Raw genomic sequence first — 12,720 nt, 5'->3', positions numbered from 1 at the left:
GGTGAAACGCGACGGAATCCGGAGTAGACTTCCTTCCTACCAGCAATTAGGTTAATTTTGTCGGGAAAATAATTTACCGAACTCAACTATTTTTTTAACGGAAAACGGAACCTTCAACCCACCGGTCTTATGTGGTATTTCACCCTGCGACAAGACGATTTATCCAGCAATCAGTACCGATTTTTGCAGCAGAAAGCGACGCTGACGGAAGTTGAACTATTTAATGAACCTTACTCCAACCTCCGGTTATTCGGGGTGGCGAGTGAGCAGTATCGCGCGTTTGTGGATGCGCTGGATTTGGAGGGATTGCATTATCAGGTGATGAGCGAGCGCCCAACCCGGAAGCAATTGCTGGAAAGTATGCGGTAATCGGGGAGCACCCGATTACCGCATGTTATGAAATACATTCAACACATCTTCGTCTTCCTCGATGCGCTCCAGGAGTTTTTCCAGATCGGCAGCTTCTTCTTCGGTGAGTTCTTTCGTATCGTTCGGAATCCGCTCAAATTCGGCCTGTTTAATTTCATAGCCTTTCTCTTCGAGGTGTTTCTGGATCGCGCCAAACGCCGTAAATTCACCGTAGATCACAATCTGTTCAGCTTCTTCATCCAGCGATATTTCGTCGGCACCAAAGTCGATCATTTCGAGCTCCAGTTCGTCCAGATCAATGGTACCGGCGGGAATCCGAAATACACTCTTGCGGTCGAACATAAAGTCGAGCATGCCCGAGGTCCCGAGCGCGCCACCGGATTTGGTGAAATAACTCCGTAAATTTGCCACCGTCCGGTTGATGTTATCCGTGGCCGTTTCAATCACAATGGCAATTCCGTGCGGGCCGTAGCCTTCGTACGTAATTTCCTTAAAGTCTTCCTGCTCTTTCGAAACCGCCCGCTTGATGGCCCGATCGACGTTTTCCTTCGGCATGTTGGCCGCCCGGGCGTTCTGAATAATTGCCCGCAACCGTCCGTTCGTGGTGGGATCGGGGCCACCGCTCTTCACGGCGAGAGCAATATCTTTTCCGATTTTGGTGAAGGTTTTGGCCATCATCCCCCACCGCTTGAATTTTCTGGCTTTCCGGTATTCGTATGCGCGTCCCATGTGTTGAATTAAGAATGATGACTGAGAAACGATGAATGAACACGTTAGCGGTTTTCATGCATCGTTTCTCAGTCCTAACCCATCATTATTTTTTTACACTTATTTCTTCTTCAAAATCAACTTCAATTTGCCCCCGCATCAGGTCCTCAAAGGTTTCGCGCCGACGAATCAGGTGCGGTTTCCCATCGTAGACCAACACTTCGGCGGGCCGGAATCGGGAGTTGTAATTTGAACTCATGCTGAATCCGTAGGCACCGGCATTTTTCAGTGCCAGTACGTCGCCGGGGCGCACCTTGTTCAACGAACGATCCCAGCCCAGCGTATCGGTTTCGCAAATGTAGCCCACAATGCTGTACGTTTCCTTTTCGCCCGTCGGGTTCGAAACGTTAATAATTTCGTGGTAGGCATCGTACATCATCGGCCGGATCAGGTGGTTCAAACCGGAATCCACCGCCACAAACGTACGGGATGGGTTTTCCTTCACAATGTTGACATTGACCAGCAGAACGCCACTTTCACTGACCAGAAACTTACCCGGTTCGAAGCAAAGTTCGATTTCCCGGCCGTAGTTCCGGCAGAAATTTTGAAAAGCGGCCGTCACCTTTCGCCCCAGTTCCTCCACATCGGTGCTATGATCTCCTTCGCGGTAAGCGACTTTAAAACCGCTGCCAAAATCGAGGAATTGCAGATTCGGGTAATCATTGGCGAGTTCAAAAAGTACCTCCGCTCCTTTCAGAAACGCATCAGCATTTTTAAAATCCGAGCCTGTATGAATGTGCAGCCCCACGACCGGAATCGAATATTGTTCGACCAACGCGCGAATTTCCGCCCGCTGCTCCATCGAAATTCCAAACTTGGAATCTTTATGACCGGTTTGGATTTTGATGTTTCCGCCTTCGGCAATGTGGGGATTGATGCGGATACCGACCGGTTTGGTGCTGCCGTAGGTTTGTCCCACAAACGCCAGCAGCGGCAAGCTGTCGACGTTCAGTTGAACGCCCAGCGCCAGTGCCTCCTGAATTTCAGTAAACGAAACTCCGCTCGGCGTGTACATGATCTGCGTCGGCTCGAAACCCGCCAGCAATGCCATCCGGATTTCGTTGACCGAAACCACCTCAATATCGATTCCCCGGCTGCGCATCAATTTAAGGATGGATACGTTGGTCAGGGCTTTGGCTGCGTATTTAATCTTGAGTTGAACACCCCGAAAGGCCGACTGAAGCGTGCCAATTTTTTCAATAATTTTGTCGGCATCATAGGAATACAATGGAAGGCCAAATTCCTGGGCCATTTCCAGAACATCGACGCCCTGAATCTGATAACGGTTTTGATCGATCTGCATGAGCAGTGGTTTCAGCCAATTTTGAGGTTACAAATATAAGCGATTTTATGCCATTCGTGGCAATCCCAATCGGGCACCGTATTGCATTCGGCTCCTTTTTTATCAAATAAATCACATCCCAAAGAACGGATACCTGCGGGCTTTGTCTAAACATTTTCCCGGTTTTTGGGTTGAATTTCTACCCAACTTTGAAAAACGATCATGAAAAAAATAGCCCTAGTTGTCGCTGCCCTGTGCTGGATTTCGATTCAGGGACAGGCCCAAACTCCTTCGCCCAACACGCACGCGCCCGAACAGGCCGCGCAATCCTTCCCGCAGGGCGAACCCACCGCCAAAGAAGATTCGCTGAAGAGCAAACTGGTCAAAGGAACGCAATCGAGCCGGAATGCCCGTCGTTCGAGCGATGCGATGATGCATAAAAAAACGACGGTGGTCAGGAAAAAAACCGTTAATGCGAAAAAACCGGTCGATTAAACCCCACGGCCATTTCGAGCTACTTTATAACCAAAAGAAGCTATTTCCGGCAAAGGGAGTAGCTTTTTTTGATTTTAATTGCTAAATCACTCCCCAATTGTTTGCCTGCATCAATTTATTCGTACTTTTGGAATGACCCTATTGGTTACTGAATTACCCTGATACCTTGAAGCGTTCAAACCTCCCATTTTCGGAAGACGTACTGGTCAAGAAACTCCAACAGCGAGAGGAACAGGCATTTCACTTGTTATACGACCAGTATTCGCCTGCTTTGTATGGCGTGATACTCAAAGTTGTTCGTGACGAAGAGCTAGCTCGTGACGTTTTACAGGATTCTTTTGTCAAAATCTGGCGCAATATTCCCTCGTACGATTCTCAGAAAGGACGGCTTTTTACCTGGTTGCTCAACATTGCGCGAAATACCGCAATCGATGCGATTCGTACCCGTCATTCCGGTCAGTCAATCCAAACCAGCACCGATATCGTAGATATTGTTGATCAACATCGGCAAACCTATCAGCCTGCGGTGGAAACGCTTGATTTACCGGAGAAAGTAAATCAATTAAATCCTGATCGAAAACTGGTAATCGACCTCGTCTATTTCTATGGCTATACCCATGAAGAAGTAGCGGAGAAACTCAATTTGCCTCTTGGAACGGTCAAAACACGGGTTCGGTCTGCTTTACAGGAATTGAAGAAGCTATTCGGTACATGAACACGAAAGAATACATAGAGTCTGGCATACTGGAAGAGTATGTGCTTGGCACCGTCAGCCCGCAGGAAAAGCGGGAAGTCGAGTGCATGTCAAGCATATATCCTGAAATCCGTGCGGAGCTCGACAATCTGTCGGCTGCCATGGAACAGTATGCCCAGACCTTGCGCCGGGAACCGCCCTCCGATGTCAAGGCCTGGCTCCTGAAAGAATTGGATTTTGATACGCCCGGGACCGAAGAAATCGACGAAGCGGTCCAGCCCGAAGGCCAGGTAACGGAAGATGAAGCGGAAACAACCATCCGCCCCCTCTACTCAAAAGACGACTACACCCATTCAAGACCCACCTACCGGTTTACCTGGCTGGTTGCGGCTTCGCTGGGTCTGATTGTGCTGGTCTTTGCGTATTTCCTGTACTCCCAGTTGCAGGGTAGTCAGCAAACGCTCAGTTCGCTCCGGGAGTCGAATCAGCAGCTGACCGACGAAGTTCGGACCTTACGAACTCACCAGCAACAAACGGATCAGACGCTGGCTATTTTGAAAGAACCGGGAACGCGGGTTATTCGCCTGAATGCTACGGATACGACTACGGCCAACCTGGCAACGGTTTACTGGAACGCCAGCACCGGCCAGGTTAATCTGGAAATCGATTCGCTGACGAGACCTTCCGAAGCCCAGCAATACCAGCTTTGGGCCATCGTGGATGGAAAACCGGTCGACGCTGGCGTGTTCGAAATTGGGGAAGGTACGCGGGTCGTGCAGCAAACCAAAAAATTCCTAAAAGCGGATGCCTTCGCAATTACGCTCGAACGGCGGGGAGGAAGCCCAACACCGACCTTATCAGCCATGGTCGTGGTCGGAAATGTAAAAACTTAAGCTCATTCTGAATCGTAGTAAAAAGGCTCTGGCACACCGCCAGAGCTTTTTTTTGTGCTTTTCAATCTTTTTTTTCGAATCAATAAATCCAAACCTTCAACCGGGGCGTAGGTATTGTTGTGAGTCGGTTGCAACCAGATTCTTTCATTCTTCAACTTAATAAAATCACATTTCAATTATGAAGACGATCATCAAATCTGGTTTTTTTGCAGTCCTGCTTAGCGCGCTTTTTACAGTTTCTTACGCTCAAAAACCGAAGGAAGTTGGTGGCGCGATGATGTATCCGGCCAAGAATATCATTGAAAACGCCGTTAATTCCAAAGACCACACGACGCTGGTTGCCGCCGTTAAAGCCGCCGGTTTAGTTGAAACCTTGCAGGGGGCTGGTCCTTTCACGGTGTTCGCTCCTACCAACGATGCGTTTGCCAAATTACCCGCCGGAACGGTCGAGTCTCTGGTGAAGCCCGAAAACAAAGCGACACTGACCGGTATTCTGACCTACCACGTAGTAGCCGGTCGGCTGGATGGCAAAGCCCTGGCAAAACTCATCAAAGCGGGCAACGGGTCGGCTACGCTGAAAACCGTTGCCGGTGGCAATCTGACCGCCAGAATGAATGGCAAAGACATTGTGATTGAAGATGCCAAAGGTGGAACAGCCAAAGTGCTGATTTCGGATGTTTATCAGTCAAACGGAGTAATCCATTCCATTGATACAGTTCTAATGCCGATGTCGATGTAAGTCAATGCCGGAAACGTAGATGAAAAGGCCACGTGCAGCATTGCATTGTGGCTTTTTCAATTGACAAACTATCCTCTGAATTAATTTGTTAACCAACTATGAAGCGCAATCTTTTTATTGGAGTCTTGTGTGGGCTGGTGCTCACCGGCTCGATCGCATCCATTTCCCTGACCCGGAATTCGGACGATGCCAAACCCCGCAAGGTCGTTAAAACGGAAGCGGAGTGGAAAAAAATCTTGACCCCGGAACAGTTTTACGTGTTACGCCAGCAGGGTACCGAACGGCCCTTTACCAGTCCATTGGTCGATAACCACGAAAAAGGGATTTTCAAATGTGCGGCTTGCAAAACACCCTTATTCAGTTCCTCGACAAAATTCGAATCGGGAACAGGCTGGCCGAGTTTCTACCAGCCGATTTCAAAAGAAAACGTGGTTGAAAAATCCGACCGTACCCACGGTATGGTGCGGACGGAGGTCGAATGCGGAGTTTGTGGCGGTCATTTGGGGCACGTTTTTGACGATGGCCCGAAGCCAACCGGACTACGGTATTGCATGAATGGTGTGGCCCTCGAATTTGAAAAGAAATAAGCGGGTGTTAACCCACTGGTAATGAGCCAACCCGACGATCGGGCTGGCTTTTTTCATATTATATCGTCTAAATTTCCGTTATATTTGCCAGAAAGGACGGGTTTCTCAATCCGTCTTTTTTGCGTACCGGATTATATTTGCTTTTTTTAATCAGACGGGCTTCCATTTTTCCACGTTGGTGAAGAATCCGGTCTACCATGTTTAACCGTCAAACTAGCAGGCATGAGTAAATTCTGGGGGCAGCTTCGGACCCTTTGGCAAGGCATCACCAGCTTTTTCGGTCGCGCAAGAAACCGCTTTAAGCGACTGATCTACCGTATGATGTCGGGTCTTTTCGGAAAAGAGCGTGTCGACTCAGCAGGAGCAACGTACCGGGGAATTCGGCAGCGTTACCGAAATTGGCTCAACGCCCGTTTCGATACCCGATCGCTTGGTTTCAAAATTTTTTATCAATCCACCAAAAGCCTGATTTTTCTTTTTTTTCTTGCTCTCGTTTATGTTCTTTCTATTGAGACTAACTTCCTGTATCTCAGTGGTGAAATGCCGAGTGTCGAAGACCTGAAAAATCCCAAAGTTGCCCAGTCTTCCGAAATTTATTCCTACGATAAAGTGATGATCGGCCGGTTTTATACTGAAAACCGTACCCCGATTACATACGAAGACCTCCCTCCTTCTCTGATTCAGGCCCTGATTGCCACCGAAGATGTGCGGTTTTACGAACATTCGGGCATTGATACCCGGAGTTTGGGCCGAGCCGCCTACGGGGTTTTAACGGGCAACAGTTCCGGCGGTGGCAGCACGATTACGCAGCAATTGGCCAAAAATCTGTTCAAAACCCGGCGTCGGCAGTCGAGAGGGTTGTTGTATAATGTTCCGCTGATCAAAACCGTCATCCTGAAAACCAAAGAGTGGCTGATGGCGATCAAACTGGAACGTAATTTTTCGAAGGAACAGATCCTGACGATGTATTTCAATACCGTCGATTTTGGCAGCAATGCCTACGGGATCAAAACAGCCGCCCGCACCTATTTCAGCAAATCACCGGAAAATCTGAACGTTCAGGAATCAGCGGTTTTGGTAGGACTGCAAAAAGCAACGACGACGTATAATCCGTTGATCAAACGGAACTTCGAGAAGTCCAGAAACCGCCGGAATGTGGTTCTCCGCCAGATGGAGAAATACAACTACCTCACGAAACAACAGGCCGATTCCCTGTGCGAGCTTCCTTTACGAACCCGGTTTAGCCCCGACAATCCGTATTCGGGCCCGGCCAACTATTTCAAAAATGCCGTGGTCGATGTGGTCAAAAAGTGGGGTGAAGAAAAGGGATATGACCTGTACACGGATGGCCTGAAAATCTACACGACGGTCGATTCACGGATGCAGGCCCTGGCGGAAGAAGCCGTTGCGGAGAAAATGAAGCAGTTGCAACGGATTTTCGACAACCACTGGAACGGTCGAAACCCCTGGACGGACGAAGACGGCAAAGAAATTCCGGATTTTCTGGATAAGGTAGCCCAACGAACGGAACGGTATAAGGCGCTGTTGGCCAAATACCCTGCTCAGCCGGATTCGATCAATTACTACATGAAGGTGAAGAAGGACAGCATGACGGTTTTCTCCTGGAATGGGCCGAAAAAGAAATACATGACGCCCATGGACTCCATCGCCTACTATAAACGCTTTTTGCAGGCCGGTTTGGTCGCAATGGACCCGCATACCGGTTTTATTCGCACCTGGGTGGGCGGCCTTGATTACGAATTTTTCCAGTTCGACCACGTCCGGCAGGGAAAACGGCAGCCCGGTTCTACTTTCAAACCGTTCGTATACGCAACCGTTATCGACGATTCCACGATCAATTTGGGGCCCTGCGACCGTCGACGCGATGAGCCATTCCGGAAGGAATACATCAACGAAAAAGGCGAAGAAGACTTCTGGGCACCCAAAAACTCGGCAGGTACATTTTCATACTCGAATATGACACTTCGCCGGGCGATGGCGCGGTCGATCAATTCCGTAACAGCTCAGCTGACGAATGACGTAGCTACTCCGCAACGGGTCGTCGAATACGCGCATCGCCTGGGTATTGAAAGCCCGTTGGCGGCTGTTCCGTCCGTCGGTCTGGGCTCTTCGGATGTGTCATTGTACGAAATGGTTTCGGCCTACTGCTCATTTGCGAACAATGGCGTTCACACCCAGCCGTTACTGGTCACCCGAATCGAAGACCGGAGCGGAAATGTCATTGAAGAGTTTGTACCGGAAAAGAAACAGGCCATTCGCGAAGAATCGGCGTTCCTGATGCTGCACATGTTGCGCGGAGGCCTGGAAGAGTCGGGCGGCACATCGCAGAACTTATGGTCGTACGATCTGTTCAAAAACCGTAATCAGGTAGGCGGAAAAACCGGTACGACTTCCAACAATTCCGACGGCTGGTTCATGGGCGTCACCCGCGATCTGGTAGTGGGTGCCTGGGTTGGTGGTGACGATCGCAGCATCCACTTTCGATCGACCGACATGGGCGAAGGGGCCAAAACCGCCTTACCGCTGGTCGGGCGGTTTCTGGAACTGGTCTACAAAGACAAGGATCTGAAACTATACCAGGGGCCCTTTAACAAGCCAACGGTTAAAATAACGAAGGATTATCTGGGTTGCCCCGGTGGCGACGATGACGAGAGTGATATGGAATCCGATTCGACGGACGTTGAAATTCCACCGGATTCACTCTTTCAGCAACCGGCTGCTCCTGAGCAGATTGAACCGGCCGACACGACACAACGAGCGCAACCTTTCCGATGACATAAAAGGTCAACCTAAACTGGTTGGCCTTTTTTTTGGCGGTTTATGAAAACAACACCACCAACGCGCGAGTTATAGCCGGATACCATCGAGTTACGCTCATGACACCGTCACAAAATCCGAACCGGCATTCGGTCAGCGATAAAGAACCGTTGCGGGATATTCCGTCGGGAATGGACAATGATCCGAATTCAGACGAAGAGATTATTGATCAAACCGGGCCAACTCCCAGCGAAGAGGAAACGGAACTGGAACCCAGCCAAACAGCTATTGGGCGAATTCCGTCGCAGCAAACCGACGATCCGGCCAATGACGATAATCTGAACGAAAAAATTGCCTACGCACTGGCGGGAGCAGAACCTAGGAAATAATGAACAATGAATAATGAAAGGTGTCAAAGATAAATTCGACAATCCATTGTTTATTGTTCATTTAACCTAAACCATTTCCTTATACTGCATCCGGTACAGATTCGCGTAGAAACCCTCCAATTGGAGCAGTTCGTCGTGCGTCCCCTGCTCCACAATCCGGCCTTTGTCGACGACAATAATTTTGTGGGCTTCGCGGATGGTCGAAAGTCGGTGGGCAATGACAATGGCAGTGCGGCCTTTCATCAGTTTTCCAATCGCATCCTGAATCAATCCTTCGGTTTCGGTATCGACCGACGAAGTGGCTTCATCCAGCACCATGATGCGCGGGTCATGAACCATCGCGCGAACGAACGAAATCAACTGCCGCTGGCCAACTGAAAGCGTCGATCCGCGTTCCATCACGTTGTAATCATAACCGCCCGGCAACCGTTCAATGAAGTCGTGAACGCCCACCAGTTTAGCGGCTTCAATAATCCGTTCGCGGCTGATGGTTTTATTCCCCAGCGTAATGTTATTTTCAATCGTATCCGAAAACAGAAATACATCCTGTAAAACGACGCCAATGCTTTTGCGTAAGGCTTCCAGTTTGTAGTTGTGAACCTCCACGCCATCAATGCGAATTTCGCCCTTGTTAACGTCGTAAAACCGCCCTAACAAATTGATAATGGAAGATTTGCCGGCACCGGTTGCGCCCACAAATGCCACGGTTTCGCCTTCTTTGACCGAAAAGTTAATGTCCCTTAATACGTATTCTTCGCCATTATAAGCAAACCAGACATTCTTGAACTCGACATTTCCCCGCCAGGTTGTCGGCGCGTAGGTGCCGGTATCGGGCGTAAAATCATCGCTATCCAGCAATTTCAGAATGCGGTCGGTGCTGACAATACCCATTTGCAGCGTATTGAAACGGTCGGCCAGCATCCGGATCGGTCGGAAAAACAGGTTGATGAACATGATGAATGCCGTCACCGTTCCGTACGTAATTTCCTGATTCAGAATCTCTTTCGCTCCGTACCAAACCACCAATCCGGTGGCTGCCGCCGATAGAATATCCGCAACCGGATAATAGACCGAATAATACCAGATCGAGCGAATGTTGGCCTTGCGGTGTTCGTCGTTAATTTGATTAAACTTCTCGGCTTCAATCTTTTCACTCCCAAAAATCTGCACGATGTTCATGCCGGTAATGTGCTCCTGCACAAACGAGTTGAGATTGGCAACCGCCGTCCGGACTTCATTGAACGACACTTTTATCTTTTCCTTGAAAATGTAGGTACTCAATAACATCAACGGAATCATCGACAAGCTGATAGCCGATAGCCGCCAGTCCGTGTAAAACATGACGGCGATGATCAGCACCAGCTGCAGAATATCGCCCACAATAGCCGCCATTCCTTCACTGAATACGTCGGAAAGCGTTTCGACGTCGGAAATGGTGCGGGTTACCAAGCGGCCAATCGGCGTATTGTCAAAAAACTTCAATCGCAGCCTCAGCACTTTCTGGTACAGCTGAACCCGAATATCGCGAATGACATTCTGCCCCAGCCAGCCCGATAAATAGGTATTGAAAAATTGAATGATTCCCTGTAAAACCAGCACACCGATCATCAGAATCAGCATATTGGTCAAACCCGGGTAATCACCGGCGGCAATTTTGGTATCGATGGTATACCGAATCAGTAACGGGCCCACCGGTGCCAATAGGGCACTTAGCACGATAATGAAAATGAGGCCGTAAAAATGCAGTTGGTACGGTTTTACAAACGCATAAAGCCGTCGCAGCGTAATCCAGTCAAAAATCTGACCGCTCTTGGTTTCCGAATTCACAGGCACAAAACAGATTGGAAGGTTATCGGTGTAACAGAAATAATGAATTAAGAGTTTAGAGTTAAGAATTAAGAGTTAAAAATGTGTACACTTGGGATGGGTTTCCCGAACAGTTGCCATTCATCCTGATTCTTAACGTCGCCCTAACTCATAAATCGTCATTTATAACTCGTAATTCTCTATGGAATGGGTGCTCAGTCTCTGCCTCGGAATCGCATTAAGTGCCTGCTGTGGATTTCGAATTTTCGTCCCCATGCTGGTTGCCAGTCTGGCCGTCAAACTTGGCTGGATTGCGGTCACGCCCGGTTTTGAGTGGCTCGGTAGCTGGACGGCTTTCTTTTTACTGGCCACCGCCACCACCATTGAAATTGGCGCCTATTACATCCCCTGGCTCGATAACGCGCTCGACACCGTTGCCACGCCCATCGCGTTTGTAGCCGGAACCATCCTGACAACCTCGTTCGTCGAAGTGGATGTGCCGATGCTGAAATGGGGACTCGGTATCGTTGCCGGCGGAGGTACCGCAGGATTGATTCAGGCCGGAACCAGTCTCCTGCGCATCGGATCAACCGCCACAACCGGCGGTTTGGGCAACCCGGTTATTGCCAGCGCCGAAAACATTGCGTCGTTTGGCCTTTCGTTTGTCGCCGTTTTACTCCCTTTGATTGCCGCCTTTCTGGTGTTACTGATAATCGGGTTCTTTATCCGGGCGATGGTAACCCGCGAACGACAACCCGTTCGTTCTAAATGAACAATGAACAGAATACCTTTCGTTGTTCATTATTCATTTACAGCTAGCTCCACGCATTCCGTAAAAACCGCAACCAGTTTTTGTGAAAAATATTCTCGATGTCTTCCTGCGAGTAGCCACGGGCGGCCAGTAAACCCGTTAATTTCTGCAAATCGGCGATGGTATCGAGGTCGGTGGGCGATTGTTCGGTTCCGTACGTTCCGTCCAGGTCACTGCCAATCGCAATGTGCTGACTGCTGCCGGTGAGCTGACAGATATGGTCATAATGTTCGATGATGGTTTCGATGGTAATACCGAAATCCGCCGGATTACTGGTTCGTTGGGTAAAACCGGGTTTCATCATCCAGGCATCGAAACAGCCGCCAATCACCGCTCCCCGTTCGGCCAGTTGCCGGATCTGGTCATCAGAAAGCTGCCGTTGGTGCGGAACGAGCGTCCGGCAGTTGTGGTGACTGGCCCAAACCGGTCCTTTATACAAGGAAAGTGCTTCCGAAAATCCTTCATCCGTCAGGTGAGTCGCGTCCAGAATGATACCCAGTCGATCCATTTCCAGCACCAGCTCCCGTCCTAATGGCGTTAGTGGACCACTTAAACCGGTACCGGGGGCATACCGCCCCGTGCTGTAATGTGCCGGTCCCAGCGCGCGTAAACCGTAGGCGTAGGCTTTTTCCAGATACGATAAATTCACCAACGAATCGGCGCCTTCCAGACTCAGAATGTATCCCACCGGTTTTTGATTGGATGCAATCGATTCATCCAGCCAGAGCGCAACGTGCTGTTCCAGACCAGCCGAATCCCGAATCTGAACCATTTCGCCCGCGTCCTGCATCGTTTCGTACCACGCCCGTTGCGCCTGTGTCATGGCCCAGGCCTGTTCGGGTGAATTCCAGCCCGCTCCGGGCAGATTTCCGTTGCTCTGATTAAACCGGGCAATCTGCGTGGCGACCACGAGCCCAATTTCGCCCCGACGAAGATCAGGTAGCGAAACTGTGCCTTTCGACCGGTCGATTTTGTCGGTCATTCCGGCTTCCAGCGCCCGAATTTCATGGGCCGACAGTCGGTAATCCCGGTTCCATTCAATGGCATTCAGTGAAATATCAAGGTGGGCATCAATCAAAAACATAAAACCGTCACTTTATATGCTAAAC

At 49.7% G+C, this 12,720-nt stretch carries 13 protein-coding genes; 9 read left to right on the top strand and 4 right to left on the bottom strand.

Annotated features, from left to right (window positions below; genetic code table 11):
- The first annotated feature begins 129 nt into the window (after positions 1-129).
- The gene (locus EHT25_RS01615; RefSeq protein ID WP_124869661.1) at positions 130-369 is read left to right on the top strand and encodes a hypothetical protein; all 240 of its coding nucleotides are present in this window, start codon (positions 130-132) and stop codon (positions 367-369) included.
- Between the two features lie 15 nt (positions 370-384).
- On the opposite strand, the gene EHT25_RS01610 is transcribed toward EHT25_RS01615, so the two are convergent.
- Positions 385-1,098, bottom strand: coding sequence for a YebC/PmpR family DNA-binding transcriptional regulator (locus EHT25_RS01610; RefSeq protein ID WP_124869658.1), 714 nt, complete (start codon positions 1,096-1,098; stop codon positions 385-387).
- Between the two features lie 85 nt (positions 1,099-1,183).
- Positions 1,184-2,440 carry a diaminopimelate decarboxylase gene (lysA, locus tag EHT25_RS01605; protein ID WP_124869656.1) on the bottom strand — a complete coding sequence of 419 codons (1,257 nt, stop codon included), beginning with the start codon at positions 2,438-2,440 and terminating at the stop codon, positions 1,184-1,186.
- A 201-nt stretch (positions 2,441-2,641) separates the two neighbouring features.
- On the opposite strand from lysA, the gene EHT25_RS01600 reads away from it, so the two are divergent.
- From EHT25_RS01600 to EHT25_RS01570, 7 genes are all read left to right on the top strand, one after another.
- Positions 2,642-2,914, top strand: coding sequence for a hypothetical protein (locus tag EHT25_RS01600; RefSeq protein ID WP_124869652.1), 273 nt, complete (start codon positions 2,642-2,644; stop codon positions 2,912-2,914).
- Between the two features lie 166 nt (positions 2,915-3,080).
- The gene (locus tag EHT25_RS01595; protein WP_124869650.1) at positions 3,081-3,629 is read left to right on the top strand and encodes an RNA polymerase sigma factor; all 549 of its coding nucleotides are present in this window, start codon (positions 3,081-3,083) and stop codon (positions 3,627-3,629) included.
- On the top strand, positions 3,626-4,501 hold the full coding sequence (locus EHT25_RS01590; RefSeq protein ID WP_124869647.1) for an anti-sigma factor: 876 nt from the start codon (positions 3,626-3,628) through the stop codon (positions 4,499-4,501). The genes EHT25_RS01595 and EHT25_RS01590 overlap by 4 nt, the downstream gene beginning before the upstream one ends.
- 178 nt (positions 4,502-4,679) lie before the next feature.
- Positions 4,680-5,240 carry a fasciclin domain-containing protein gene (locus tag EHT25_RS01585; RefSeq protein WP_124869643.1) on the top strand — a complete coding sequence of 187 codons (561 nt, stop codon included), beginning with the start codon at positions 4,680-4,682 and terminating at the stop codon, positions 5,238-5,240.
- Positions 5,241-5,338: 98 nt separating this feature from the next.
- Positions 5,339-5,827 (top strand): peptide-methionine (R)-S-oxide reductase MsrB, encoded by a 489-nt coding sequence (msrB, locus tag EHT25_RS01580; protein ID WP_124869639.1) that lies wholly within the window; start codon positions 5,339-5,341, stop codon positions 5,825-5,827.
- Between the two features lie 222 nt (positions 5,828-6,049).
- Complete coding sequence (locus tag EHT25_RS01575; RefSeq protein WP_124869635.1) at positions 6,050-8,623, top strand: penicillin-binding protein 1A; 2,574 nt, start codon at positions 6,050-6,052, stop codon at positions 8,621-8,623.
- 101 nt (positions 8,624-8,724) lie between these two features.
- Positions 8,725-8,994, top strand: a complete 270-nt coding sequence (locus EHT25_RS01570; protein WP_124869632.1) for a hypothetical protein — start codon at positions 8,725-8,727, stop codon at positions 8,992-8,994.
- Between the two features lie 66 nt (positions 8,995-9,060).
- Here EHT25_RS01570 and EHT25_RS01565 read toward each other — a convergent pair whose 3' ends face one another.
- A complete protein-coding gene (locus EHT25_RS01565; RefSeq protein WP_124869629.1) occupies positions 9,061-10,821 on the bottom strand; it encodes an ABC transporter ATP-binding protein in 1,761 nt (586 codons plus the stop codon).
- A 181-nt stretch (positions 10,822-11,002) separates the two neighbouring features.
- Here EHT25_RS01565 and EHT25_RS01560 point away from each other — a divergent pair, with 181 nt between their 5' ends.
- Positions 11,003-11,572: a DUF4126 domain-containing protein gene (locus tag EHT25_RS01560; RefSeq protein ID WP_124869626.1), complete on the top strand. Its 570-nt coding sequence runs from the start codon at positions 11,003-11,005 to the stop codon at positions 11,570-11,572.
- A gap of 43 nt (positions 11,573-11,615) precedes the next feature.
- On the opposite strand, the gene EHT25_RS01555 is transcribed toward EHT25_RS01560, so the two are convergent.
- Positions 11,616-12,695 carry a dipeptidase gene (locus tag EHT25_RS01555; protein ID WP_124869623.1) on the bottom strand — a complete coding sequence of 360 codons (1,080 nt, stop codon included), beginning with the start codon at positions 12,693-12,695 and terminating at the stop codon, positions 11,616-11,618.
- Positions 12,696-12,720: the final 25 nt, after the last annotated feature.

This window comes from Larkinella rosea, assembly GCF_003858635.1.
Taxonomy (GTDB): domain Bacteria; phylum Bacteroidota; class Bacteroidia; order Cytophagales; family Spirosomataceae; genus Larkinella; species Larkinella rosea.
This window is presented reverse-complemented; position numbering and strand designations above follow the sequence as displayed.

What these genes read in the sequence shown, in the direction of transcription:
- EHT25_RS01615 (WP_124869661.1), top strand. Translation starts at nt 130, where the DNA reads ATGTGGTATTTCACCCTGCGACAAGACGATTTATCCAGCAATCAGTAC.
- EHT25_RS01610 (WP_124869658.1), bottom strand. Translation starts at nt 1,098, where the DNA reads ATGGGACGCGCATACGAATACCGGAAAGCCAGAAAATTCAAGCGGTGG.
- lysA (WP_124869656.1), bottom strand. Translation starts at nt 2,440, where the DNA reads ATGCAGATCGATCAAAACCGTTATCAGATTCAGGGCGTCGATGTTCTG.
- EHT25_RS01600 (WP_124869652.1), top strand. Translation starts at nt 2,642, where the DNA reads ATGAAAAAAATAGCCCTAGTTGTCGCTGCCCTGTGCTGGATTTCGATT.
- EHT25_RS01590 (WP_124869647.1), top strand. Translation starts at nt 3,626, where the DNA reads ATGAACACGAAAGAATACATAGAGTCTGGCATACTGGAAGAGTATGTG.
- EHT25_RS01585 (WP_124869643.1), top strand. Translation starts at nt 4,680, where the DNA reads ATGAAGACGATCATCAAATCTGGTTTTTTTGCAGTCCTGCTTAGCGCG.
- msrB (WP_124869639.1), top strand. Translation starts at nt 5,339, where the DNA reads ATGAAGCGCAATCTTTTTATTGGAGTCTTGTGTGGGCTGGTGCTCACC.
- EHT25_RS01575 (WP_124869635.1), top strand. Translation starts at nt 6,050, where the DNA reads ATGAGTAAATTCTGGGGGCAGCTTCGGACCCTTTGGCAAGGCATCACC.
- EHT25_RS01570 (WP_124869632.1), top strand. Translation starts at nt 8,725, where the DNA reads ATGACACCGTCACAAAATCCGAACCGGCATTCGGTCAGCGATAAAGAA.
- EHT25_RS01560 (WP_124869626.1), top strand. Translation starts at nt 11,003, where the DNA reads ATGGAATGGGTGCTCAGTCTCTGCCTCGGAATCGCATTAAGTGCCTGC.
- EHT25_RS01555 (WP_124869623.1), bottom strand. Translation starts at nt 12,695, where the DNA reads ATGTTTTTGATTGATGCCCACCTTGATATTTCACTGAATGCCATTGAA.